We start from the raw sequence: 22,612 nt of genomic DNA, 5'->3' as shown, positions 1-22,612 counted from the left end.
TCAGCGGTCCAAGACGAGCCGCGCGTCCCGCACGATCGCCTCGATCCCCGCGTCGTCTGCGTCGTAAAAGCCGCGGATCTTGCCTTCGCCGTCGACGAGCACGAGGCGCTCGCCGTGGAAGATCTCGAGGATGCCCTCGGGCGTCTCCTTCTTGCCCATCGCGATCTTGAAGCCGCGCAGCACCACGGTCTCCACCTCGCCGAGCGGGCCCGTGAGGAACGTCCAGCGCGTGTCGTCCGCGCCGTACTTGCGCCCGTACGCGGCCAGCACCTCGGGCGTGTCGGTCTCCGGATCGACCGAGAACGTCACGAGGTGAAGCTTCTCGCCGAGATCCGCCGTGCGCTTCTGCACCTCGACCATCCGCTTCGTGAGGCGCGGGCAAACGCTCGGGCAGCTCGTGAACACGAAGTCCGCGATGTACGGCTTGCCGCGCAGATCGGCCGCGCCGAACGGCTTTCCGTGATGATCGGTGAGCGTGTACGCCGGCAGATCCAGCACTGGCTTCGGCGCCGTCGGGCGCGGCGTGATCACGATCCGCGTGATCAGCACCAGGGCGAACACGATCCCGAAGACGAGCCACGGGAACCGCTTCGCACGCTGCGGGGGCGGCGCAGGTCGAGCTTCTTGCGGGGGAGCGGCCCCCGCGTCCGTTCCGCCCTCGTCTCGGTTCTCCACGCGCGACGTCACGACGAGCGTGGTGTAGGCGCCGCTCCGCGCAGGGTCAAGGCGCGTGCGCCGCGCCCGCGAGCATCGGCGCGAGGTGGTAGAGCATGAGATACACGACGATGCCCGTGACCGAGACGTACGCCCAGATCGGGAACGTAATCTTCGCGAGCTTGCGGTGCGCCTCGAAGCGCCCCTGACGACCGAGCCGGAGCGTCACGATCACGAGCGGCAGCGCCACCATCGCGAGCAGCGTGTGGGTCGAGAGGACCACCAGGTAGATCGTCCGCGCGATCCCCACATCCGGGAACCGATGCGTCCCCGTGAGCGCGAAGCGCGCCACGTAGCTCACGAGGAAGACGCCCGACGCGATGAACGCGCCCTGCATCCGCCACCGGTGCGCCGCGATGTTGCGCTGCTTGATCGCGACGAAGCCGGCGAAGAGCAGCGTCGCGCTCGTCGCGTTGAGCAGCGCGTTCAGCGGCGCGAGCAGACGACCGATGCTTTCGGCGCTCATGGGATGTACTCAGGCGCCGATGAGCAGCGCGGCTTGCAGCAGCATCAGGTACACGATCGAGATCGCGAAGAGCCTGCGCGCCCATCGTGTCCCGAGCACCGTCGGGCGGAGCCCCCACGCGCCGAAGCCGAGGAAGCCGAGGCCGAGCAGCGCGGCCGAGGCGAGATACACCGGACCCGCGACGCCGAGCGGGACGAGCAGGAGCGAGACCAGCACGAGCGCCACGAGGTAACCGACGATGTGGTGCCGCGTGTGGCGATCCCCGCGCTCGATCGGGAGCACCTTGAGGCCCGCGCGCTGGTAGTCGCGGCTGCGGAACATGGAGATCGCCAGGAAATGCGGCACCTGCCAGAGGAACAGGATGCCGAAGAGCGCCGCGCCGGGGCCGTCGATGCGATCGGTCACCGTCGTCCAGCCGAGCAGCGGCGGGATCGCCCCGGGCACCGAGCCGATGAGCAACGCCAGCGTCGTCTTCCGCTTCAGCGGCGTGTAGATGAGCACGTACGAGAACAAGGCGAACGCCGCGAGCAGCGTCGTCGTCATGTTCACCACGAGCCCGAACAAGACGAGCGAGAGCGCGGAGATCGCGAGGCCGAACCAGAGCGCGAGCTGCGGCGAGATCCGCCCCGCGGGCAGCGGCCGGTTCTTCGTCCGGGCCATGAACCCGTCCGTGTCGCGCTCCAGGTACATGTTCAGCGTGTTCGCGCCGCCAACGACGAGCACCGTCGCGAGGAGCGAGAGCATCACGACCGCCGGAGATACCCCGGGGCGTCCTTGCTCGTGCGCGAAGCGGTTCGCGACCCACGCCCCACCGAGCATCGTCGCGACCACGATGACCGTGACGCGAGGCTTCGTCAGCGCGACGAGATCTCGCGCGACGGCACCGAACGGAGGCTCGCGCTGCTCGTAGCCGGAATCGCGGCGGTTCACGTGCACGTCGCCGAGTGGCTCCGCGGGGATCGTCATGCGCGCACCTCGATAGCAGACACCGCACACGGGAGCACGCGCGTGGGGCCAGGAAACACGGCAGGAGCAGGAGCGACCATACAGGACGACGTCATGAAGCGGGGGGAGCCTAGCTCTGGGGCGCGGCGCGCGGGAGGAAAGCCCAGCGCGATCGTGGGGTCAACCCAGGTTCGAGACAACGGGGTCGGGCCTACCAAAGTCCCTGGAGCTCGCCCTGGTTTTCGGTGGGCTCCGGCTCGGTGCCGTCGAACGAGAAGACGACCTCGAGCGTCTGCCCGTCGGTCACCGTCACCTCCTGCGTCTTCAGGCCGTACCGGGCGTGAAACGCCTCCAGCCGAACCTTGCCGGCCAGCACGCGATCGATACGAAACGCCCCATCCGCGCCGCTCACCGCGAAGAACGGATGATCGGTGACCACGACGAAGCTCCGCATCCAGGGGTGGATGTCGCATCCGAACCGTACGATGCCGGAGGGCGGCAAGCGCTTCGCGATCGGCGGTGATCCCATCGCCGTCGCCTCGTTGAAGACCGTCTCCGCGCCGAGGTACGTGTGCACGTTGTGCAGCGTCCGGTCGCTGTTCTTCACGACGATCTCCTGCCCGCTGAGCACGCCCTGGATCCGCGGCACGTACATGCAGTCTTGCTGATCCACGGTCGCGGCCGGCGGCACCTCGTAGCGCCCCTCGAAACTCTTCGGCGCGATGCGGACGAGCACATCCTTCAGCTTGCCTCCCTGGACGATCACGGCGTCGTGGACGAGCTGTTTGTCCTTGCAGACGTCGGTCGCCTGCGCGCGCTTCGCGGGCACCTTCATCTCGGGCGGCGCGCCCGTGAAGCGCACTTCGCCGCGCAGCGTCGCGCTGCCGAGCTTGCCCGCCGGGGCCGCGCTCGCCGTCGCGGACGCCGCGGGCGATGACGAGCTCCCCGTCTCCTTCTGACATCCCGCCGCGAAGGCGAGCAGAGCCACGACCGAAGGGACGATCCAGGCTGTTCGATGGGTGGTCATGTTCGCCGTGTGCGCCGCGGGAGGGGCCGAGCGAGCGCTCCCCGCGTCCTAGTGAACGCCTCGCGGCACGTCAACGGCAGGGCGCGGGTTCGTCCCGCTGGTTTCGCAAGAAAAGCGAAGACCTCAGCTCGGCCGCGCGCCCTTCGCCTCCCCGCTCGCCCCGGGGCCTTCCTCCGGCGTCGACTCCGCGCGTGTGATCGCTGCCCAAAGCCCCCGATGATCCCGCGACGCGAGCACCGTCGCGAGCGACGCGAGCACGAGCGCGAGCGCGCAAAGCGGCACGTCCGGCGCGCCCCGCGCCACGAGCAGGAGCGCGATCGCCCCCGAGAGCGCCGGCGTCAGCGTGCGCGTCGCGAGCGCCGCGACCGCGAGCGCAGGCGCCGCGAAGGCCACGAACGTCGCGACCACGGGCGAAGCCAACGGCTCGGGCCGCAACACCAGGTTCTTCGCGGCGCGCGCGAGCAGCACACTCACCGCAGCCGCCTCGTCGGACGTCCCCGCCAGCGCTTGCCGCGTCGCGAAGAGCGCGACCGCGAGCGCGGCGAGCGTGGCCGGACTCGTGAGCTTCTTCCCGCGCGACGCGACGAACCCCACGGCCACGGCCATCGCCGCGCCGTCGAGCAAGAGCCCCACCGTCGAGACCCCGCGCGCGATCCGCGCGAGCGACTCCGGCGCCGCGCCGCCCCGCATCACGAGGAGCACCGACGCGACCCGCGCGAGCCCGCCGAGCCCGAGCAGCCCCAGCATCACGGCCGTCGCCCGCGCGAACGGCGTCCGCATCGTGTCCCAGGCCGCGAGGAGCGCGAGCGCGCACGCGACGCCCCCGACGAGCACGAGCGACGCCTCCGGCACGCGCGACGCCGACGCCGAGAGCGTCACGAGCACGACGAGCCCGCTCGCGAAGACGGCGCCGAAACGCACCACCGCCGGCAGCCCTGCGCGCAGCGCGGAGAGGCCGAGCGCCATGGCGCCCACGGTCGCGAGGATCAGGAAAAACTGCGACATCGCCGCGCCCGCGAGCTCGAGGTAGTCGCCCGCCTTGCCGAGCCCGACGGCCAGGCCTCGTACCGAGGGGCCGAACGCACGTCCGAGCAGCATCGCGAGCACCCCGAACGCTGCGAGCGGCCGGACGAACGCGAGCACGCCCAAGCTCGCCTTCGGCTCGGGACGCGCAGGCGGGGCGACTCGGGGCGCTTCGGGGGCTTCGGTGCTTTCGCCTTCCGTGCTCATCGAGGTCGGGCTCGCCGCGAGCGGCTCCCTGCAAGATGCAGGCTCACGCGTCGCTCCAGTCGCGTGGGTGGACCGTGTCGTCGAAGAACTCCGACGCCGCGGAGGCGTCGATCAGGTCCTGCATGCGATGCCCGCCGAACTCCTCGAAGATCCGGTCGTCGTACTCGTCGGCGATGACCGACATGTCGCGCAGCGCGGCGAGGATTTCGTCCGGATCGAGCGTCTCGCCGCCGAGCAGCGTGTGCACGAGGACCACGCACGCGCCCTGCGCGACGTAGCCGAAGGCCCCGAACCGGAGGCGCGCGTTCATGCGCAGGAGCTTCATCGCGAGGTCGGGCGTCATCTCGACCCCCCGGACGAGCTGCGCCACGAACCGCACGACGGCGCGGTCGGGCTCCCACGGGAGGATCTGGATGTAGATGTACGCCGTCCCCTGCCGGACCACGTAGAACCGCGGCTCGACACGGACGAAAGCCGGCGAGTCCGCGAGCGTTTGCTCTATCCGCGCGATGCTCACGCGAGCGGCGGATGCAGCGTCCTTGGACATCGGGGGCGATGCTACCAGCTTCGGGGCGGGCCGTCTCGCGTTGTCCTAGACAAACCAGTCATCGCTTGGGGCTACGCTCGGCAAGCCCCCTTGCCACCCCGCGTGCTCAGAGGGTGTTCCACAGGCGTCGCGAGCGGCTCGAGGCTAGGGAGGCCGAGCGAGGCGTACTCTGTACGTCGAGCGAGGCCGACCGACGCATCGAGCCGCGCAGCAGCCTGGGGAACACCCTCTCAGCGAGTCGGGACAGGAAGGAGCGGCGGTGGGCCGCGTCGCTCATCCGAGGGCGTCAGCGTCGGCGCGCGCGGCGGACCGACCGGGGAGACGCTGCCGCCGCCCTTCGGGTTGGGCAGGATGTACGGGAACGCATTGCGCGTGCTGCATGCGTCCACCGGATCGCGGTGGAACTCCCAGTGCAGATACACCCTACCGTCGTGCGAGACGATCGCCTCGGGCGCCTTCCCGAACGGCGACGAGCGGTTCATCGAGTTCAGCGCGACGATGTCGAAGGCCGTCATCCCGCTCGCCTTCGTCACGCCCATCTTCACGATCTTCCCCTCGTCCTTGCTCAGCACGATCTCGAGGTGCGTGACGAGGTTCTTGTTCAGCGCGTGCTCCTGCGGGAGGTTGTCGAGCGACGCGAGGAACTCCTCGGCGAAGATCGGGTGCAGGCGGTTGTGGATCGTGTTCAGGTACGTCGCGAACGCGGACTGCGCGGCGTTCAGCGCCGTCTGGTTGCCGACCTTCACCGTCGGCTCGTAGTTCTCGATCGCCGCCTTGTACTTGCCGAAGTTGTTCTTCTCCCACTTGCCGCGGTGCGCGCTGCGCCGCGCCGCACCGTCGGCCGCGCGCTCGGCTTCGAGTTTTTCCCGACCGACCGAGGCCTCGAAGCCCGCGTGCGAGAGGTTCAGGTTCGGCCCGCCCGCGATCCCGGGCGCGCCGAGGCCCACGGAGCCGACCTTCACCGGAGCCTGGTAAGGCGCCGGTTGCCGCTTCTTTCCGGCCCTTCGGCTCTTGCCGTCGCCGCCGGGGTTCGCCGGATCCATCGTGAAGCCGCCGGGGCCCGCGCCTGCGACGACCTCGGGTGACGCGGGGCCCGCGCCGCCGGGGCTCGGGGGCGGACCTGCGGGTGCCTTCGGCGTGTTCGCACCTCCGCCGCCGGTCGTTCCGCCGGGCGCCATGGGCGGCGGCGACGTCCGCGCGATCGCCGCGGGCGGCGCCGGCCTCGCCGTGTGGTGATGCTCGGCGCTCTCGCTGTGATCCCTCGACTCGCCCGGCGCCTTGTTCGAGCCGGCCTTCTGCTCGCTGTCGGCGACCTTCTCGTGGTCGTCGTTCCCCTCGCCGGAGGCCGCGGGCTTCTTCATCGCGCCCGCGTTCGGATTCGCATGATCCTGATCATGCGACCGGAGACGCGCGACCGTCTCCTCCTTCACGGTATTCGCCTGATCCGCGATGCGGCTCGCGTCGGGGTTGTCCTTCTGGTTCGGATCGACGTGCTGGCGCACGGCAATCCGACGATCCGGCTCGATCGGCTTCGGCGGCTCCTGCTTCGCGACCTCTTCGGTCGGCGGCGGAGGCGGAGGCGGCGGAGGTGGCGGTGGAGGCGGCGGCGCCACGAGCGGAGGCGGCGGCGGGACCACCTTCGGCTCCTCCTTCGGAGGTTCGACCTTGGGCGGTTCGACCTTGGGCGGCTCGACCTTCTTCTCCGGCGGAGGTGGCTTGATCTTGGGCGGCTTCGGCGGCTCCGGCACAGCGTCCGGATCCGGCTTCTCTTCGTCCTTGGTGTCGTCGGCCTTGTCCTCGGGCGCCTCCGCTTCCTGCGGCGACGGCGTCGCGGGCGTATCCACGAGGATCTCGAACTGCGTGTCCTGGGGACGAAGCCCTGTGCGGACCGCATCGACGAGCGAACGGATCTGCGCGCGATCCTCGACGACCTGCGCCACCTCCACCGCGCCATTGCCGCCTGCCCAGTGGACGACGATGGCCGCAGAGATCCAGAGCAGCAGGGGGATGTGGGCTTCGCGCGACATGCCGGTTCGTGAGGCTCCCGGGGCGGAAGGGGCAGATCGTGGGGACGAACCCAGCACCCACCCATTCGACGTGGCCGGGACACTTCCCCCGGCAAAACGACGAGTTACCCAGCGACGAAGTCCTGAGCGAAAGCCCACGACGACGGCCGCCGAACATCGAAACTAGCATTCGTGTCCGAGCCCAGCAACGGCCGGGATGGTCGAAACGGGCTGTTCCGGGCGGGATTTGGCCGAAGAACGGGCGGCGTTCGTGAGCCTCGGCGCAGAGCACGGGCGGAAACCAGCGAGGAACGTCGGCCGCCCGCCCGTCTTCAGACCTTCGTGATCGCCTCCCAGTGATCGGCGATCTCCTGGGCCGTCCACGCGGCGCCCTCGTCTTTGAACTTTCCCGCGCTTTGCACGACCTTGTAGGCAAAGACCTGCGAGCCCGTCACGGCGAGGACGTGCCCCGTCCGATCCGCACAAAGGTCCGAGCCCAAAAAGAGCGCCGCGGGCGCGATGTGCTCCGGCGTGAGCGACTCCATGCCGGCCTGGAACATCGGGAGATCCTCGGTCATGCGCGTCTTCGCCACCGGCGCGAGCGCGTTCACCGTGATGCGGTGCTTCTGCAGCTCGATCGCCGCGGTCCGCGTGAAGCCGTAAATGCCGGCCTTCGCGGCCGCGTAGTTCGACTGCCCGAAGTTGCCGACCATGCCCGACACGCTCGTCGTGTTGACGACACGCCCGCCGCCGCCCTGCGCGATCATCTGCTTCACCACCGCCTGCGTGACGAGGAACGTGCCCCGGAGGTGCACGGCGATGACGCTGTCCCACTGCTCCTCGTCGAGCTTGAGCAGCGTCTTGTCCCGCAGGATGCCCGCGTTGTTGACGAGGACGTCGATGCGGCCGAACGCGTCGAGCGCGGTCTTCACGATGCCCGCCGCGCCCGCGGCCGTCGCCACCGTGTCGAAGTTCGCGACCGCGACGCCGCCCGCGGCCGTGATCTCCTCCACGACCTTGCGCGCCATGGCGTCACTTCCGCCGGTTCCGTCGCGCGCGCCGCCGACGTCGTTGACGACCACCTTCGCGCCTTCCTGGGCGAAGAGAAGCGCCTCAGCGCGGCCGATCCCGCCGCCTGCGCCCGTGATGATTGCCACCTTGCCGTCGAGCAGACCCATCCTCGTTCCTCCTTATCGACGCGCGAACAATACCGCTTCTTGCCCTTCCCCCTAGGCCCGTGTAACGACGAGCCCGCGTGAGCTCGCTGCAGACGAGAACCGAGCGCCCCCCCGAGGGCCTCGCCCGTGGAGTCGTGGTCGCGCCCAAGTGGGCCGTCGCCGCGCTCGGCGCCGCCGTCGTGCTCGGCGCGATCATCTACCTCGTCGTGCGCGTCCGCCGCGCGCGGAAAAGCCTGAGATCGCCTTGATCGGAGCGGAGACTTGAACAAGCTGGTCCGCCGCGTCGTGGCGGTGATGCTGCTCGGCGTCGTCCTCTACGGCGGCCTCGTCCTCTACCGTGACGCGAACCTCATCGCCGCGCGCCTCTCGACCTACGCCTGGTCCACGTTCGCCCTCGCCTGCGCGCTCGCCCTCGGCAACTACCTCCTGCGTTACCTCAAGTGGGAGTACTACCTCGCGCGGCTCGACATCCGCGGCGTACCCAAGCTCGAGAGCTTGCTCGTCTACCTCTCGGGCTTCGTCCTGACGGTCACGCCGGGCAAGGTCGGCGAGGTCTTCAAGTCGCTGATCCTGTTCCAGCTCCGCAAGGTGCCGATCGAGCGCACCGCGCCCATCGTCATCGCCGAGCGCGTGACCGATCTCATCGGCGTGATCGCGATCATCGCGATCGGCAGCGCGAGCTTCCCCGGCGGCGCGCTCTGGGCCGGCCTCGGCGCGGCGACCGTCGTCGTGCTCCTCGTCTTCGTCTCGGTCCCCGCCGTGAGCGGGGCCGTCATGCGCCTCCTGCCCAAGCTCCCCGGGCCGCTCGGGCGCGTGGGCGGCAAGGTCGCGCCGAAGATCAACGAGGCGCTCCACGGCCTGCGCACGATCGTCTCGCCCGCGCAGCTCGTGTGGCCGACGCTCCTCTCGATCGTCGCGTGGTCGCTCGAAGGCGTGGCGCTTTGGGTGATCCTGCGCGGCTTCGGCGAGCAGGCGTCCATGTCGCTCGCGATGTTCTTCTACTCGACGGCGACGCTCGCGGGCGCGCTCGTGCCGGTCCCGGGCGGGCTCGGCGTGACGGAAAAGCTGCTCGAAGAGCAGATGGCGCGGCTCGGCGGCGTGGAGGCGGCGACGGCGACGGCGGCGATGATCCTCGTGCGCTTTGCCACCTTGTGGTTTGCCGTCGCGGTCGGTTTCGCCGCGCTCGGGCTGCTCCGGGCCAAACACGGCGCGGCCGTGCTCGGCGGCGAACCCGCGCCCGAAGACCCGGAAGCACAACGGAAACTCTTGACAGAACGCACGCCTTGACGGTCGGCTACGCGGAGACATGGCGACCATCGAACGAGGCATCGGGCTTGTCCAGCGCGTCATCGCGGAGCTTTCGAAGCACCCGGAGGGGGCAGACGTGGTCGGCGCGAGCGCGGCTGCGCTCGACGCGCTCGAGTCCAAGTTGATGGTGGAGCTGCCGCCCTCCTTGCGGACGTTCCTCGCCTACGACTTCACCTTCGCGAGCTTCGGCAAGCGCTTCAAAGGCCGGCACCGCTTCGGCGAGGACCCGCGCGTGCCGCAGCCGAAGATCACCTCGGTCCGCAAGCTCGCGGAGTCGATGGTCGAACTCGGATGGACCGACTCGCGCATCCGCGGCAAGGTCGTGCGCCTGCCGAACAAGCCGGGCCAGCCCTGGAACGCGCTCTACCTCGGCGAGGCGCGGCGCGACGGCGAGCTCGTCATCCTGGGCCTGGATCACGACGAGACGAACGTGCGCGTCTTCCCGCGGTACACGGCCTTCGACCTCTACCTCGGGCACCAGCTCGGCTTGCTCAAGCTCCGCCAGAGCATGATGCTCGACGATCTCGACTCGCACCTCGCGCACAACCCCGAGCTCGTGTCGCGCGACGAGGACGAGGACGAGAGCACGGACTACTGATTCGCTCTCGTGATGCGACGCGCGCCCGAGCCCCTCGTCACCTCGTCGTTCGAAGCGAGCGCGACCGATCCGCGCGACCGGCTGGACAAGCTCGTCGTACGCCTGCTGGAAAAATCAGGCACGGCCGCGTCCCGTGCCGCGGTGCAGCGCTGGATCGAACACGGGCGTGTGCTCGTCGACGGAAAGCCCGGCCGCGCGTCGATGGCCGTCGCCGCGGGCGCGCGGATCGACGTGACGCCGGAGCCGCCGGAGCCTTCCCGCGCGGAGCCGGACGCGTCGATCCCGCTCGCCGTGGTGTACGAGGATGCGCACCTCGTCGTGATCGACAAGCCCGCGGGGCTCGTGGTGCATCCGGCGAAGGGGCACGCGAGCGGGACGCTGGTCAACGCGCTGCTCGGCCGCGGCGGCTTCGAACGCGCGGGCGCCGATCCGCTCGATCCCGCGGGGCATTTGCGGCCCGGGATCGTGCATCGCCTCGACAAGGACACGAGCGGGCTGCTCGTCGTGGCGAAGGACGCGGAGACACGCGAGGCGCTGAAGGCGCGCTTCGCGAAACACGACATCGAGCGCGAGTACGTGGCCGTCGTCGTGGGCGAGGCGAAGGAGGCGACGTTCGAGACGCTGCACGGCCGTCACCCGACGGATCGGCTGCGCTTCACGACGCACGTGCAGGAGGGCAAGCGCGCGGTGACACGCGTGCACGTGCTCGAACGGCTCGGGTTGGCGACACTCGTCGCGTGCCGTCTGGAGACAGGGCGTACGCACCAGATCCGCGTGCACCTCGCGGAGCGGGGGAAGACGCCGATCCTCGGCGATGCGTTGTACGGCAAGACGCCCCGGGATCCGGGGCTGCGGACGCTCGCGGCGTCGCTCGGGCGTCAGGCGCTGCATGCGCGGGTGCTCGGCTTCGAGCACCCGGCGACGGGCAACCGTCTGCACTTCGAAAGCCCGATCCCCGCGGACATGGCCCGCGTGATCGAGGCGCTGCGCCAGCGCTGAGCGACGGCTACCAGATCTTCGACTTCACGTGCCCCTTCGACTTCACGAGGATGTCGACGATGGCGCGATCGTAAAAATTCTTGGCGTAGAGATCGGGGGAGACGCGGCTCTTGTAGAGGGCGCGCCCCTCCTCGATCTCCTCGGCGAGGACGGTGAAGAGATCGTCGTTCTGGATCCCCTGGACGATCTTCTCTTCGTTGTAGAGCGAGAGGTCGCTCGCGATGGCGCGCGCCAAACGGCGGGCGGCCTCCTCGGTCTCGATCAGCGGCATCGGGTCGTCTCCTCCGAACCTCGAACTGGGGGCGTCTCGGTAGAGCCCACGGGCGCAAGAATGCTCGGGTTTGCCGAGCGTGTCAAAGTCGCGGTGATCCGGCCGCCGGGGGCGAACCCCGAGAGGCGACGGCGCAGCGCAGAAGCGTAGGGCATCCCACGAGGATCGGGGTCTGCACGATGCAGAGGTGCATCGAGGGTTGACGGCGGGCACCTCGGCGAGGCGCGGAGGTCCCGCCGATCGAAACGGGCCCCGCGTCCGCGCGCCGCGGAGGAAGGTTCGCGCGCGCCTGGGAGGAGGTCTGCGCGGCGCAGGAGGGGATCCCGGCGCGGCGGCGAGGGGATCTGCGGGTCGCGGAGGTGCTTTCGTGCGTGGTCGCTCACATGTCTGCACAGGCCAGAGGCGTCTCCGATCGCGCGGGGGTCCTCACCTGCGTGCGCGGGGATGGTGTGGAGACCTTGTCAGACAGACCCCTCATGGTTAAGCCCTTCTGTCCTTGGAGGCGCGTATGGCGGATCGGCACATCGACGATGGTGAGGTCAGCGAATACGGCAGGCACTTCGTGACGGAGGCGAAGAAGCTCGTGGGGGCTTCGGATCTCGTCGACGTCGAGAAGGTGCTCGCGCGGGTGCTCGGCGCGGTGGAGGGGGTGGAGACCGAGCTCGCAAAGGCGAGGAGCCAGCGGAGCGAGGTGCGCACGGAGCGCGGAGGGACAGGCGAGGCGGAAGAGGCGGTGCGCGAGGTGGTGACGCGGTTTCACGCGTATCTGCGGTCGCTCCCGAAGGGGACGAGCTTCGACTTCGAGGCATTTTTCCCGGGGAAGAAGCTCGGCGAGGTCGCGGCGCTGAAGCCGGCGGATCTGGGGGCCAAGGCGGCGGACGTGATGCGCGGGTTCGATGTCGCGCGGAACGCGGGGCTCGATGCGTTCGCGCCGTGGAAGCAGGAGATCGCCGGGGCACGCGCGGCGCTCGACGGGGCGCTGTCGGGCAAGAGCGGCGCGGCGAATCGGTCGATGACGGCGACGGCAGGGCTCAGCGCGGCGCGGGCGCACTTTCTGAAGGTGTACAACCAGGTGGCGAAGCCGATCGTGCGCGGGGTTTTGAATGAGCTCGGCCGGGGAGACGAATACAAGCTGTTCTTCAAGGATTTGACGGTGCAGGAGGGGCGGGGGCGCGGAGGGAATGGAAGCGACGCGAACGCGGAGGAGGAACAAGCGCCATGAGCCACGTCCATGTGCACGAAATCATGCGCAGCGATGAGGACGGCAGGCGGCTCGGGCTCCAGGGGGGCACGCATGAGGGGGACGGCGGGGGACTCGCGCCGTGCTACCTTTTCGGCATGTCCACGCAAGAGATGCTCGCCTACATGCTGAAGCTCCCTCGCGAAGAGCGGGTGCAGGTCACTAAGGCGCTCCTTCTCAGCTTGGAAATCCTCGATGAAGAGGAGATCGCAGCGACGTGGGCACCCGAGCTGGAGCGCCGGTCGCGCGAGGTCACAGAGGGAACGGCCCAGACGATCGAATGGGGCGGCGTGCAGACGGAACTTCTGAACGAGCTCGCGGAGCGTCGTGCGCGTCGAGCTGCATTCTGAAGCGCGCAACGATCTTCGCGCAGCGGCCCTCTGGTACGACGAGATGAACCCCGGGCTCGGGGTCGAGTTCGTCGGCGCTATCTCGCGGGTGATCGAACGGATCGGAGCCGCCCCCGCGTCCTTTCCGGTTTGGCCCGGCACGGAAGGCGGGCCCTCGATCCTTCGCAGAGCCCTCGTCGATCGCTTTCCTTACGCGGTCGGGTTCGAGGTTCACCCCGAGCACGTGCTCGTGCTCGCCATCCCCCACACACGGCGTCGCCCCCTGGAGTGGCTCAGGCACGCGTTCTGAAGCCCGCAAACACGAGCCCCGCCATCCCCGCCAGCAGCGGAAACGTCACGAGCCCATAACGGCCCGCGCCGAAAAAGACGGCGTGCGTCAAGAGCGTCGCGCCGAGGACGGTCACCGCGGCCGCAGGCAGGACGGGGCCTCGAAGCAGGGTTCGGCCGCCGAAGAGCGCCGCGACGACGAGCGCGGCGTAGGCGACCCACGCGTGCACCAGGAACAGGAAGACGAGCCCGACGCCCACGACGGCGCGGGTGGCGAGGCGGCGGGCGCGGCTCTCCGCCGCCGCGCGCGCGAGGCCGAGGAGCGCGAGCCCGAGGACGCCGCGCTCATAAACGGTCTCGACCACGCCGAGGCCGAGCTTGCAGCGGTCGCCGCAAGCCGCGCCGTTCGATTCGTGCAGGTACCAGCCGGCGGCGCCGCAGTAGTCGAAGGTCGCGGCGAGTTTTCTCGGGACGAGCGAGAGCCACGCGCCCGGGTGCTCGGTGATGTAGAGCGTGGCCGCGCGGCCGAAACAGGCGTCCTTGCCGGCCTCGTCCCAGACCTCGCGGCACGCGTCCGGGACCTTGATCGGCGACCACGCGCCGGTGGACGCGGGATCCGCGCCGATGAGCAGGTTCCAGCCGCCGTTGACGCTGACGAGCGCGCACCGGTTCATGCGCTCGCAGTTGCGAATCGTCCACGGGGCGCACACGGCGAGGGCGCAGGCCGTCGCGAGCGCGGCGAAGCCGAGCGTGACCCGACGCGCGCGGGGGCCCGCGAGGGGCGCGAGCGCGAGGAGCGCGAAGAGCGGCGCGAAGACGAGGCTCTGCGGACGAACGAGCGTGGCGAGGCCAACGACGAGGCCGAGGAGGGCCGTACGTGCCGCGATCGTACGTCGCGCGCCGAGCGGCACGGCGTCGCGCACCCACGCGGCCGCCCACGCGGCGCACGCGACGAGCGAGGCCGTGACGCCTTCGCTCATGAGCGCAGGCGTGTACGCGACGAGGCCAGGATGCAGCGCGACGAGCAGGCCCGCGGCGAGCGCCGCGCCAGGGGGAGCCGCGCGCGCGGCCAGGCGATGGACGGCGACGGCCGCGAGCGCGCCGAGCAGGGCGTTGAGCGTCATGGCGACGCCCGGATGCGCGCCGAAGATCGCGTACGCCCCGCCGAGGAGCGCGGGGTATCCGACGGGGTAATGCGCGGCGTACGTGACGACGCCGTCGGGCCAGAGCCACGTGTAGCCGAGGCCCGCAGCGACACGCTCGGCGATGCGGTGATAGAAGGTGCCGTCCGCGGTCGGCGGGAACCGCGACGCGGCCCAGGCGACGACGGCGAGGCGCGCGAGCAGCGCGGCCGCGAGCACGATCCAGGTGTCCCGGCGGCGGGGCGAGGCGCGCTCGGACGTCACGCGATCGGGGGGCGCGGGAAACGCCCGAGCAGGCCCGCGGCGCGCAAGGCGACGATCACCTCGCACGCAGGCAGTCCCACGACGTTGGAGTACGAACCTTCGATGCGCTCCACGGCAAAACTCCCGATGCCCTGGATCGCGTACGCGCCCGCCTTGTCGAGGCCCTCGCCGGTCGCGGCGTAGGCCTTGATCTCGTCCGCGTCGAGCGCGCGAAAAAAGACACGCGTGCGCACGGTCTCCGCGTGGACGGCCCGCGTGGGATCCGCGCCGGAGGCGATGGCGAAGCGGGTCCAGACCTCGTGCTCGCGCCCCGATAGGGCCGTGAGCATGGCCCGTGCTTCCGCGTCGTCCGCAGGCTTGCCGAGCGCGGTCTCGCCGAGGATCACCGACGTGTCGGCCACGAGCACCGCGCCCACGGCGACCGCGTGCGGCGTCGCGGCGGCGAGCTTGTCCGCCACGATCCGCTCGAGGTAGGGCCGCGGCCCCTCCCCCGGCCGCAGGCGCTCGTCGACGTCGAGGGAGACGACCCGCAAGGGCAGGCCAAACGTCGCCAGGATCTCGCGGCGCCGCGGCGACGCCGAGCCCAGCAGCAAGGGGTGCGTTTCGTCGATCATGGCGAGGTTCGGGGCCTTCGTTGCGTGCCTGTCCTACCACGGCTTTCTCGCCGTGACAGGCCCGCCGCGTTTGCCGTTTTGACTCCGGACGGGAAAGGAGTAGACGTGCTGCGCGCGCCGTACGCCGGACGCGTCCGCTTTTGCGGGCACGGTAGGCGCTGGGACCGGGCCCGGATTCGACTTGCCATGACATTCCTTCCTGCCCAGAAGCCCCACCGCCTTCGCTTGTTCGGCTCGCTGCTCGCGGCCGCCTCCACGCTCTCGCTCGCGCCGGCAGATGCCCACGCGCAGTGTGATCCGAAGGCCGAGCGGAGCGGCTGCATCAACGCGGACAACCTCTGGGTGCACGCCGGCGCAGGGCCCTTCCTCTCGCTCGGCGCGCCCCTGCTCGCGCCCTCTGGAAAAGCCTCGTTCGGGCTCGCGCTGAGCTACCTGTCGCGGCCGATCGGGCTGCGCGTCGCGTCAGCGGATCCCGAGGGGACCGTCGTCCCCGTCATCGACAACGCCGTGAACGCGACCTTCCTGTGGTCGCTCGGCGTGCACGATCGGCTCGAGATCACGGCCGCGCTCCCGATCACGTTCTACCAAGACGGCACCGGCCTCGGCGTGGCGACGGCGAGCGACGAGGTGCTGCCGCGAAGCTCGATGCGCGACGTGCGCTTCGGCTTCGCCGCGTCGATCCTGCCGCGGCCGCGCGCAGGCAGCGCCGACGGCGCGAGCGTCATCGGCCGCTTCGAGCTCGCCGTGCCCGCAGGCGACGCGCAGGCGTTCGCGAGTGGCCGGACGATCACGTGGTTCCCCTCGATCCTCGCGTCCTACCGCCGCGGCCGCTTCGAGGCCGGCGTCGAGGCGAGCGCGCGCGTGCGCGGCGATGCGCGCCTGGCGAACGCGCGCATCGGCTCGCAGCTCGGCGGCTCGCTCGGCGCGTCGTTCGATGTCCTGCAAGACGGCTGGCTCACGGCGGCTGGCGAGGCGTTCGTCTTGTACAACTTCGCCGCGCAGAATCCGCCCGCGCGCACGGTCGACGAGCCGCAGAGCCCCGCGTTCGTGCCCGCCGAGTGGATCCTCTCGGCGACGACGGCGCCGCTCCTCGGCGGCGACATGTCCTTCACGATCTCCGGCGGCGGGCCGATCCCGTTCTCGTCCGAGGCCGCGGTGACGACGCCGCGCTTCCGCTTCGGGCTCGCCGCGCGGTACGCGCCCACGGGCCGCGACATGGACAGCGACGGCGTGCTCGACCGCGACGACAAGTGCGTGAAGGTCGCCGAGGACCGCGACGGCTTCGAGGACGGCGACGGCTGCCCCGATCTCGACAACGACAACGATCGCATCCCCGACACGCAGGATCGCTGCCGCGACGCAGCCGAGACCGTGGACGGCTTCAAGGACGACGACGGCTGCCCCGATCCCGACGACGACGAGGACGGCGTGCTCGACGAGGCCGACGCGTGCCGCAACGAGGCCGAGGACAAGGACGGCTTCGAGGACGATGACGGCTGCCCCGATCCCGACAACGACGGGGATGGGCTGCTCGACAAGGTCGATCGTTGCCCGAACGGCGCCGAGGACAAAGACGGCTTCAAGGACGACGACGGCTGCCCCGATCCCGACAACGATCTCGATCAGGTCCTCGACGCGGCCGATCAGTGCCCCGACGCGCGCGAGGATCTCGACGGCTTCCAGGACGACGACGGTTGCCCCGAGATCGACAACGACGAGGACGGCATCGCCGACAAGGCGGACAAGTGCCCGCTCCAGGCCGAGACGATCGACGGCAAGGACGACGCGGACGGCTGCCCCGAGGCGGGCGCGAAGTCGCTCGTGCGCTGGTCGGGAGATCGCATCGTCGCGGAGGCGCCGGCGCGGTTCGCCCCGGGCAAGGCGGACGTGGCCAAGCCGATGGAGGAGATGCTGCGGCAGATGGCGCAGCTCGCCGCGGGCCGCGCTCCGATCGCCACGATCGTCATCGAGGGGTATGCCGACCGAGCCGGCGACGAGTCACCGAGGGCCATGGAGCTCGCCGAGAAGCGCGCGATCGCGGTGAAGGACGCGCTCGTGGCCGCCGGTCTGCCGGCGGATCGCATCACGGCGGCGACGGGGGATGCGGGGGAAAAGCGCGCTGCGAACGTGACGCAGTTCGAGATCACGGTGCAGCGGGACAAACGAGGAAAGCGTAGATGAACGTCGTCGAATCGAGGGGGATTCGCCATCTGGTCGTCAGGGCCGAGAATGGCGAGGAAGTACCGCGCGGGCTGGCCCGCGCGCTCGAAGAGGCGTCTGCCAAGGCTGGCCGACTGTCGGGAACGGGCGTGCTCGACAGCGTCGAGCTCGCGAGCGTCGGCGCGGAAGGCGCGCGCGTGACGCGGCGGATCGAAGCGCCCGTGATGGCCGTCTCGATCACGGGCAACATCGCGCAGGAGGGCGCGGCCGTGAGCGTGCGGCTTTATGCCACGCTCGTGCAGGAGAGCCCGTTCGGCCTCCAGACGGTCGCCGGCGAGATCGTCTCGGCGCGCGCGCTCTCGCTGGAGATCTTCGCGACCGCGCTCGACGACGTCGCGCTCGTGCGGCAGGGCGACGATCGCTCCTTCACCGCTTCCGCCTCGGCGCAGCCGCAGGTGCAAGCGCAACCGCAAGCGCAAGCGCAGGCCCCTGCCCCTGCTCCGGCTCCGGCCCCCGCGCCTGCTCCGGCGCGCACCGCGGCGCCCGCACCGCGCATCACGCACCCGGAGTCGCCGCGCGCGCCCTCCCCATTCCCTGCGGCCGCGCCGGCCGCGCCGGCCGATCTCCCGACGGCACCGACGCCGCTCACGCGGCCGACGCAGCAGCGCGACGATGTCGAGATCTACCCGGACACGGGGGACCTCGTGAACCACTTCCACTTCGGCGAGTGCGAGATCATCAGCTCCGACGGCGAGCGCATCCGGCTGCGGCAGGAGAAGGACAGTCGCGTGCGCGAGGTCGCGCTCGGCATGCTCAAGATCGAAGCGCCGACGACCGATCCCGCCACGGGCAAGCGCCACTTCCGCCTGTCCCGCAAGCACTGACCCGCCACGAAAAACAGCAGCCCCCACGCCGGATAGGCCCGAACGCAGCGAAGCGGCGTGAGGGCCTTAGGGTGCGCCCCGTCGAGGGCGCACCCTCTCCAAACATCACCACACACGCTGCGGAATGTTGATCGAGTCGCCCGCCTGGAGGGGGACGTTGGGGATCGTGTTGTCGATGATGTCCTCGACGCTCACGGTGACGACACGTGTCTTCTCCCCGATCTGACGGCGGATCGTGACCCTGTCGCGGGCAGCCATCTGGTTGAAGCCGCCCGCGAGCGAGATCGCGCGGAGCAACGTCATGCCGGGCTCGAAGCGCAACGAGCCCGCGCGCTGCACCTCGCCGAGCACCTCGACGCGCTTGGAGTTGTACTCCTTCACGCTCACGCTCACGATCGGGTCGGTCAGGATCTCGCCCTCGATGAGCCGCTTGCGCACGGCCTCGGCGATCTGCTGCGGCTCGAGCCCCCCGACCTTGAGGCGCTTGATGTAGGGCAGATCGACGGTGCCGTCGGGCGCGACCGTGAACGCCGTGGGTAGGTTGTCTTCGCGCACGATGCGCATCTCGAACACGTCGCCCGCGCCCACGGTCTCGTTGCTCACGGGGGCTGGCAGATCTGCGGGGCGCGGACGCCCGCCGCAGGCGACGAACGCGGCGCCGAGCGCGAGCGTCGCGAGGAGGTCGCGCCTCCGCATCACATGAGCCAGCGGGCGCCCAGGTAGGCCTCGAACTGCTGCCACTGGAGCTTGTCCTCGCCGATGCCGGGGATGGTGAGAGAGTTGTCGCTGATGCGCGAGTTGTAGCGCAGCGTCGTGTTGATGCCGAACGCGTCCTTGAAGCGATACTCGGCGAAGCCCGAGGCGTCGATGCGGACGTCGGTCCAGGGGTTCTCCTGGATGCTCGGCGTGTTGATCGTCGGGTTGACGAGCGCGCCCACGCCGACGTCGACGATCACGACGAAACGGCCGCCGAAGAAATACGTGAGCTTCAGGTAGCCGCGATCGCGCTCGAAGTACGAGCCGATGTACGAGTCGTAGAAGTCGCGCGTGAAGCCGAGCGAGACGGACGAGAGCGTCGTGCTCGCGGCTTGCGGATCGACGCTCGGGTTCGGCGTGAGGAAGTAACGGAGCTCGGCCTGGCCGATGAGGCTGTCGAAGTCCTGCACGGTCTCGGCTGTCTCGGTGGAGCTCGGGTCGTAGAAGCTCGCGCCCCAGCCGGCCATGATCAGCGCGCCGAAGTTTTTCGTGATGAGGCCGTTGTAGCCGAGCTGCACGCGGAGCGGCGTCGAGCCCGTCTTCTCGCCTGCATCGAGGTACTGAACGATGCCGATGCGGGCGTCGTAGAGGAGCGCGGAGCGCGGCAGGAAGCGCCAGCGACCTCGCGTCTGGAAGGTGTGGTGGATGTTCGTCAGGCCGGAGAAACGGCTCGATTCGAAGACCGTGCCGGCGAAGTTGTAGCCGAGGCGCCAGTCGAGCAGGCCGCTGCCCGGGTTCCAGACGAGCTCAGCCCCCGCGGTCGGCGTGAAGCGGTTGTAGCTCTCGGAAAAATCGTCGCGGATTACGCCTTCCTGCGTGGGCTGGATGAGGCGCCCGACGCTCGCGTAGAGCGAGCCCGACCAGGGGCGCGTGGGCAGGATGTTGAGGCGCATGTCGAACAGGCCGCTGAAGTTGCGCTGCTGCCACATGCGCTCCTTGCCCTCGGCGGGGCCGGAGACCGGGAAAAACTCGTTGTAGGTGACCGAGAGACCGCCGGAGAACTCGGCCGTGGGCGGGGCCTGCGAGGCGCCGCCGGCCTTGCGTTGCGGTCCGAGGGTCGAGAACGAGAAGGACGGCGTCACGCGCAGGCGCATCGCGCCCACGGGCTCGCCCGCCGCGTCGCCCTCGCTCGCACGCAGGAAGAAGTTCGAGTCGTAGCCGAACTCGAGGGCGACGCCCGGGTGCAGCTCGTAGTCGCCGACGCGGTAGCCCGGGCCCACGGTGAAGCGGCGATCGGCGAGCCAGGGTTGGTCCTGCCCTGCCGCCGTGGCGGGCGCGAGGGTCGCGAGGGCGAGTGCTGCAGCCAGGGGCTTGGGGCGTAGGACGCCGGAGGCGATCCGTAGCCCCAAACGTTGAACGAGGCCGCGCTTCTTCATGGGATCCGGTGAAGCTCCGTTGGTCCGGACCAACGCGTCACTTGATCACGCTCGCAGAGGGCGGCGGCTCCACGATGACGACGACAGGCGGGTAAAAGGCCGGATCGTCGGGGATGCCGGGATCGATCTGCGTGACGGTCGACGTCTCGCCGAGGATGTCGGCGTCTTTCCCGATGCACTGGTTCGCCTCGGCCGTGAGCTGCTCGACGCGCTGCCGGAGGACGCCGAGGATCGTGAACTCGTGGGACGACAGATCCGCGTCGTCGCGCTTCACCGCGAGATCGAGCGCCTGCCTGCGCTCGCGCGCGCTGCGCAAGGTCACGTCGATCTGGTTGAGTTTGTCGTTCAGGCAGAGCGTCTTCACGACGTCGCGCTGCGCCCGCGCCTCTTCGAGCAGGCGCCGCACAACGCTGCGCGCGCTTTCCATGCGCCCGATGTACGTATCCGTCTCCTGGAGCTGCTGCGCAGGCGTCAGCGTGACCTGACGCTGAAGGCCCGCGTTCGTGTCAGGCGGCGCGGGCGGCGCGCCTTGCGCCTGCGCAGACGCGATGCCGGCCCCGACGAGCAGCGAAAGCGCGCAAAGCGCGCCGAAGCCGAGCATCCGTTCTCGCTGCATGGAAGTCCTCCAAGGGGGCCAGACGGGGTCACTATAGAAGCGGCCGAGCGCACCTGTCAACGCGGGCAGGTGAAGAAACCCCGGGAAATCCAGCCGTTTGCGCGGCCAGGGCGGGACGGTCTCTCGGGGGGTTCTGTTGCGGCGCGCGGGAGGAACATTCACGCGCCCCGGACGCGAGCAGGATCAAAACGCGGACGTCACTGGCTGACGAAGGAGACGGGGATGACGACGGTCGCGCCGCCGCCCTCGGGGGGCGAGAACTGCGCGCTCTGCACGCGCGCGACGACGCACGAGACGACCTCGCCCGAGAGGCCACCGCCGCCCGAGGGCGACGCGGAGAGGACCTCGCCGTTCGGGCCGATCTTCGCGGTGATGCGCACCGAGCCCTTCATCGTCGGGTCGGCCTGCAGGCCTCGGTTGTAACAACGCCGGAAGCCCGCAGCCATGCCGGCCACGACGGACGATGCGTTCGCGACGTTGCCGCCGGAGACCGCTGCGCCGCCGACGTTCGCGCTGCCCGTCGGCCCCTTGACCGTCTTCGCCGCGCCTTGCGCGCTCGACGCGGCCGCTGCCTGCGTGTCGCCGATGTTCGCGAGCCCGCCGCCGCCGGCCGCGCCGGGGCGCACGGTGCCGCCGCCGGCCGCGCCGAGGTTCAAGCCCGCGATGCCGCCGAGGCCCGCGCCCGCGCCCGAGGCCGCCGCGTTGTCGAGCAGGCCGAGCGGGACGTCGCCGCGATCGAGGACGCCGGCCGTCGCGTTGCCCGCGGCGTTCAGGGCGCCGAGCATCTGCATGTCGAGCTGGTTCAGCTCGTTGGCGATCGCCGAGGCGCGCGTGTCGCTGATCTTGCCGCCCGCGCCCTTCGCCGCGGACGCGCCCGCCGAGGGCTTGGGCGCTTCGGCTGCCGCGGTCGAAGCCTGCGTCGGCTGATCGTTCGTCTCCTTCGGCTGCTCGACAGGCGGCGGCGGGGGCAAGCTCCGCACGGTCTCGAGGATCTGCGCGACGTCGACCTCGTCGTTGACGAGCGGATCCATCCAGTCCGAGTAGATGGTGCCGACCGCGCCGAAGTGCAGGAGGAACGAGAACGCCGCGATGATCGTGGTGGTCCAGTCGATCGACTGGACGAAGCCGCCACGCACCGACGCGGGGAGCTGCGGCTTCGGCTGAGGCGGCGGCGCGGCGACGAACTGGAAGAGGAACGTCGTGTCGCCGACGACGATCTTGCCGCGGGCGTCGTCGCTGAGCGGCACCTGGAAGGCCTGCACCTGGCCGAGGCTGACCTTCTTGGCCTGCGATTTCAGCGACGCGAGGTCACTCACGCCGGTCTTCAGCGCGATGCGGCCGGCCATGCCATCGAGGAAGTTCAGCGCGTATTCGTTGCCGACGAGCTCGAAGAGCCGGAAGCTCGACGGCACGTTCTTGTTCGGCGTGACGAACATGCTCTTTTCGCTGGGGCCGATGGTGACGTGGGTGCGCTGCTTGATGATGCGCTCCTCGATCACCTTGCCGCCCTGGACGACCCCGACGCGCAGGACCTTCGGGCCCGTCGCCTGGTTCATGGCCCGCATGACTGCGGTCATCTGACCGGGCTTCGTCCCGGACCCCGTCTGCGTCGTCGTCTGCGTCATGAAAAGGGCCTCCGCCTGGGGCGATGAAG

General features: G+C 70.1%; 24 protein-coding genes. 9 read left to right on the top strand and 15 right to left on the bottom strand.

Annotated features, from left to right (window positions below; genetic code table 11):
- The 8 genes from QHF89_RS13380 to QHF89_RS13345 form a co-directional block, all read right to left on the bottom strand.
- Complete coding sequence (locus tag QHF89_RS13380) at positions 1-687, bottom strand: SCO family protein (RefSeq protein ID WP_136931331.1); 687 nt, start codon at positions 685-687, stop codon at positions 1-3.
- 34 nt (positions 688-721) lie between these two features.
- A complete protein-coding gene (locus QHF89_RS13375) occupies positions 722-1,180 on the bottom strand; it encodes a DUF420 domain-containing protein (protein WP_136969635.1) in 459 nt (152 codons plus the stop codon).
- 9 nt (positions 1,181-1,189) lie between these two features.
- Positions 1,190-2,146 (bottom strand): heme o synthase, encoded by a 957-nt coding sequence (gene cyoE / locus QHF89_RS13370; RefSeq protein WP_136931333.1) that lies wholly within the window; start codon positions 2,144-2,146, stop codon positions 1,190-1,192.
- A gap of 190 nt (positions 2,147-2,336) precedes the next feature.
- Positions 2,337-3,152 carry a carboxypeptidase regulatory-like domain-containing protein gene (locus QHF89_RS13365; protein ID WP_136969634.1) on the bottom strand — a complete coding sequence of 272 codons (816 nt, stop codon included), beginning with the start codon at positions 3,150-3,152 and terminating at the stop codon, positions 2,337-2,339.
- 123 nt (positions 3,153-3,275) lie between these two features.
- Positions 3,276-4,382: a hypothetical protein gene (locus QHF89_RS13360; protein WP_136969633.1), complete on the bottom strand. Its 1,107-nt coding sequence runs from the start codon at positions 4,380-4,382 to the stop codon at positions 3,276-3,278.
- A 43-nt stretch (positions 4,383-4,425) separates the two neighbouring features.
- Positions 4,426-4,929, bottom strand: a complete 504-nt coding sequence (locus QHF89_RS13355; protein WP_136931336.1) for a T3SS (YopN, CesT) and YbjN peptide-binding chaperone 1 — start codon at positions 4,927-4,929, stop codon at positions 4,426-4,428.
- 230 nt (positions 4,930-5,159) lie between these two features.
- Entirely contained in the window at positions 5,160-6,956 is a 1,797-nt protein-coding gene (locus tag QHF89_RS13350; protein ID WP_136969632.1) for a hypothetical protein, read from the bottom strand.
- A gap of 311 nt (positions 6,957-7,267) precedes the next feature.
- Positions 7,268-8,113 (bottom strand): SDR family NAD(P)-dependent oxidoreductase, encoded by an 846-nt coding sequence (locus QHF89_RS13345; protein WP_136931338.1) that lies wholly within the window; start codon positions 8,111-8,113, stop codon positions 7,268-7,270.
- 77 nt (positions 8,114-8,190) lie between these two features.
- Between QHF89_RS13345 and QHF89_RS13340 the strand changes: the two genes are divergently transcribed.
- The 4 genes from QHF89_RS13340 to QHF89_RS13325 are packed head-to-tail and all read left to right on the top strand — an operon-like array spanning position 8,191 to position 11,018.
- Positions 8,191-8,361, top strand: coding sequence for a hypothetical protein (locus QHF89_RS13340; protein WP_170229319.1), 171 nt, complete (start codon positions 8,191-8,193; stop codon positions 8,359-8,361).
- 13 nt (positions 8,362-8,374) lie between these two features.
- Positions 8,375-9,400, top strand: coding sequence for a lysylphosphatidylglycerol synthase transmembrane domain-containing protein (locus QHF89_RS13335; protein ID WP_136931339.1), 1,026 nt, complete (start codon positions 8,375-8,377; stop codon positions 9,398-9,400).
- A 19-nt stretch (positions 9,401-9,419) separates the two neighbouring features.
- Entirely contained in the window at positions 9,420-10,019 is a 600-nt protein-coding gene (locus QHF89_RS13330) for an SMI1/KNR4 family protein (RefSeq protein ID WP_136969631.1), read from the top strand.
- A gap of 12 nt (positions 10,020-10,031) precedes the next feature.
- Positions 10,032-11,018, top strand: a complete 987-nt coding sequence (locus QHF89_RS13325; protein WP_136969630.1) for an RluA family pseudouridine synthase — start codon at positions 10,032-10,034, stop codon at positions 11,016-11,018.
- Positions 11,019-11,025: 7 nt separating this feature from the next.
- On the opposite strand, the gene QHF89_RS13320 is transcribed toward QHF89_RS13325, so the two are convergent.
- Complete coding sequence (locus tag QHF89_RS13320; protein ID WP_136931342.1) at positions 11,026-11,289, bottom strand: hypothetical protein; 264 nt, start codon at positions 11,287-11,289, stop codon at positions 11,026-11,028.
- A 508-nt stretch (positions 11,290-11,797) separates the two neighbouring features.
- Between QHF89_RS13320 and QHF89_RS13315 the strand changes: the two genes are divergently transcribed.
- From QHF89_RS13315 to QHF89_RS50175, 3 genes are read left to right on the top strand one after another with little or no spacing between them, the layout of a single operon-like run.
- The gene (locus tag QHF89_RS13315) at positions 11,798-12,511 is read left to right on the top strand and encodes a hypothetical protein (RefSeq protein ID WP_136969629.1); all 714 of its coding nucleotides are present in this window, start codon (positions 11,798-11,800) and stop codon (positions 12,509-12,511) included.
- The gene (locus tag QHF89_RS13310) at positions 12,508-12,879 is read left to right on the top strand and encodes an addiction module protein (protein WP_284720441.1); all 372 of its coding nucleotides are present in this window, start codon (positions 12,508-12,510) and stop codon (positions 12,877-12,879) included. Before QHF89_RS13315 ends, QHF89_RS13310 begins: the two co-directional genes overlap by 4 nt.
- A 43-nt stretch (positions 12,880-12,922) precedes the next feature.
- Positions 12,923-13,168, top strand: a complete 246-nt coding sequence (locus QHF89_RS50175) for a hypothetical protein (RefSeq protein ID WP_425440841.1) — start codon at positions 12,923-12,925, stop codon at positions 13,166-13,168.
- Here the strand turns inward: QHF89_RS50175 and QHF89_RS13305 are convergent.
- On the bottom strand, positions 13,152-14,552 hold the full coding sequence (locus QHF89_RS13305; protein ID WP_136969627.1) for a glycosyltransferase family 39 protein: 1,401 nt from the start codon (positions 14,550-14,552) through the stop codon (positions 13,152-13,154). The genes QHF89_RS50175 and QHF89_RS13305 overlap by 17 nt on opposite strands.
- Positions 14,549-15,166 carry a Maf family protein gene (locus tag QHF89_RS13300; RefSeq protein WP_136969626.1) on the bottom strand — a complete coding sequence of 206 codons (618 nt, stop codon included), beginning with the start codon at positions 15,164-15,166 and terminating at the stop codon, positions 14,549-14,551. Before QHF89_RS13300 ends, QHF89_RS13305 begins: the two co-directional genes overlap by 4 nt.
- 186 nt (positions 15,167-15,352) lie before the next feature.
- Between QHF89_RS13300 and QHF89_RS13295 the strand changes: the two genes are divergently transcribed.
- Together QHF89_RS13295 and QHF89_RS13290 are read left to right on the top strand one after the other, a co-directional pair.
- Positions 15,353-17,347: an OmpA family protein gene (locus QHF89_RS13295; RefSeq protein WP_136969625.1), complete on the top strand. Its 1,995-nt coding sequence runs from the start codon at positions 15,353-15,355 to the stop codon at positions 17,345-17,347.
- On the top strand, positions 17,344-18,210 hold the full coding sequence (locus tag QHF89_RS13290) for a PPC domain-containing DNA-binding protein (RefSeq protein WP_136969624.1): 867 nt from the start codon (positions 17,344-17,346) through the stop codon (positions 18,208-18,210). Before QHF89_RS13295 ends, QHF89_RS13290 begins: the two co-directional genes overlap by 4 nt.
- A 105-nt stretch (positions 18,211-18,315) precedes the next feature.
- Here the strand turns inward: QHF89_RS13290 and QHF89_RS13285 are convergent, their stop codons facing one another.
- The 4 genes from QHF89_RS13285 to QHF89_RS13270 form a co-directional block, all read right to left on the bottom strand.
- Complete coding sequence (locus QHF89_RS13285; RefSeq protein ID WP_136969623.1) at positions 18,316-18,906, bottom strand: polysaccharide biosynthesis/export family protein; 591 nt, start codon at positions 18,904-18,906, stop codon at positions 18,316-18,318.
- Complete coding sequence (locus tag QHF89_RS13280) at positions 18,906-20,342, bottom strand: hypothetical protein (RefSeq protein WP_136969622.1); 1,437 nt, start codon at positions 20,340-20,342, stop codon at positions 18,906-18,908. The genes QHF89_RS13285 and QHF89_RS13280 overlap by 1 nt, the downstream gene beginning before the upstream one ends.
- A 37-nt stretch (positions 20,343-20,379) precedes the next feature.
- The gene (locus QHF89_RS13275) at positions 20,380-20,958 is read right to left on the bottom strand and encodes a hypothetical protein (RefSeq protein ID WP_136969621.1); all 579 of its coding nucleotides are present in this window, start codon (positions 20,956-20,958) and stop codon (positions 20,380-20,382) included.
- A 197-nt stretch (positions 20,959-21,155) separates the two neighbouring features.
- On the bottom strand, positions 21,156-22,583 hold the full coding sequence (locus QHF89_RS13270) for an AgmX/PglI C-terminal domain-containing protein (RefSeq protein ID WP_136969620.1): 1,428 nt from the start codon (positions 22,581-22,583) through the stop codon (positions 21,156-21,158).
- Positions 22,584-22,612: the final 29 nt, after the last annotated feature.

The organism is Polyangium sorediatum (assembly GCF_029946465.1).
GTDB lineage: Bacteria > Myxococcota_A > Polyangia > Polyangiales > Polyangiaceae > Polyangium > Polyangium fumosum.
This window is presented reverse-complemented; position numbering and strand designations above follow the sequence as displayed.

Excerpts from the sequence above, each read along its gene's own strand:
- QHF89_RS13330 (WP_136969631.1), top strand. The coding sequence starts at position 9,420 with ATGGCGACCATCGAACGAGGCATCGGGCTTGTCCAGCGCGTCATCGCG.
- cyoE (WP_136931333.1), bottom strand. The coding sequence starts at position 2,146 with ATGACGATCCCCGCGGAGCCACTCGGCGACGTGCACGTGAACCGCCGC.
- QHF89_RS13355 (WP_136931336.1), bottom strand. The coding sequence starts at position 4,929 with ATGTCCAAGGACGCTGCATCCGCCGCTCGCGTGAGCATCGCGCGGATA.
- QHF89_RS13275 (WP_136969621.1), bottom strand. The coding sequence starts at position 20,958 with ATGCAGCGAGAACGGATGCTCGGCTTCGGCGCGCTTTGCGCGCTTTCG.
- QHF89_RS13300 (WP_136969626.1), bottom strand. The coding sequence starts at position 15,166 with ATGATCGACGAAACGCACCCCTTGCTGCTGGGCTCGGCGTCGCCGCGG.
- QHF89_RS13325 (WP_136969630.1), top strand. The coding sequence starts at position 10,032 with ATGCGACGCGCGCCCGAGCCCCTCGTCACCTCGTCGTTCGAAGCGAGC.
- QHF89_RS13360 (WP_136969633.1), bottom strand. The coding sequence starts at position 4,382 with ATGAGCACGGAAGGCGAAAGCACCGAAGCCCCCGAAGCGCCCCGAGTC.
- QHF89_RS13280 (WP_136969622.1), bottom strand. The coding sequence starts at position 20,342 with ATGAAGAAGCGCGGCCTCGTTCAACGTTTGGGGCTACGGATCGCCTCC.
- QHF89_RS13310 (WP_284720441.1), top strand. The coding sequence starts at position 12,508 with ATGAGCCACGTCCATGTGCACGAAATCATGCGCAGCGATGAGGACGGC.
- QHF89_RS13290 (WP_136969624.1), top strand. The coding sequence starts at position 17,344 with ATGAACGTCGTCGAATCGAGGGGGATTCGCCATCTGGTCGTCAGGGCC.
- QHF89_RS13295 (WP_136969625.1), top strand. The coding sequence starts at position 15,353 with ATGACATTCCTTCCTGCCCAGAAGCCCCACCGCCTTCGCTTGTTCGGC.
- QHF89_RS13315 (WP_136969629.1), top strand. The coding sequence starts at position 11,798 with ATGGCGGATCGGCACATCGACGATGGTGAGGTCAGCGAATACGGCAGG.
- QHF89_RS13345 (WP_136931338.1), bottom strand. The coding sequence starts at position 8,113 with ATGGGTCTGCTCGACGGCAAGGTGGCAATCATCACGGGCGCAGGCGGC.
- QHF89_RS50175 (WP_425440841.1), top strand. The coding sequence starts at position 12,923 with ATGAACCCCGGGCTCGGGGTCGAGTTCGTCGGCGCTATCTCGCGGGTG.
- QHF89_RS13365 (WP_136969634.1), bottom strand. The coding sequence starts at position 3,152 with ATGACCACCCATCGAACAGCCTGGATCGTCCCTTCGGTCGTGGCTCTG.
- QHF89_RS13375 (WP_136969635.1), bottom strand. The coding sequence starts at position 1,180 with ATGAGCGCCGAAAGCATCGGTCGTCTGCTCGCGCCGCTGAACGCGCTG.
- QHF89_RS13285 (WP_136969623.1), bottom strand. The coding sequence starts at position 18,906 with ATGCGGAGGCGCGACCTCCTCGCGACGCTCGCGCTCGGCGCCGCGTTC.
- QHF89_RS13320 (WP_136931342.1), bottom strand. The coding sequence starts at position 11,289 with ATGCCGCTGATCGAGACCGAGGAGGCCGCCCGCCGTTTGGCGCGCGCC.
- QHF89_RS13350 (WP_136969632.1), bottom strand. The coding sequence starts at position 6,956 with ATGTCGCGCGAAGCCCACATCCCCCTGCTGCTCTGGATCTCTGCGGCC.
- QHF89_RS13270 (WP_136969620.1), bottom strand. The coding sequence starts at position 22,583 with ATGACGCAGACGACGACGCAGACGGGGTCCGGGACGAAGCCCGGTCAG.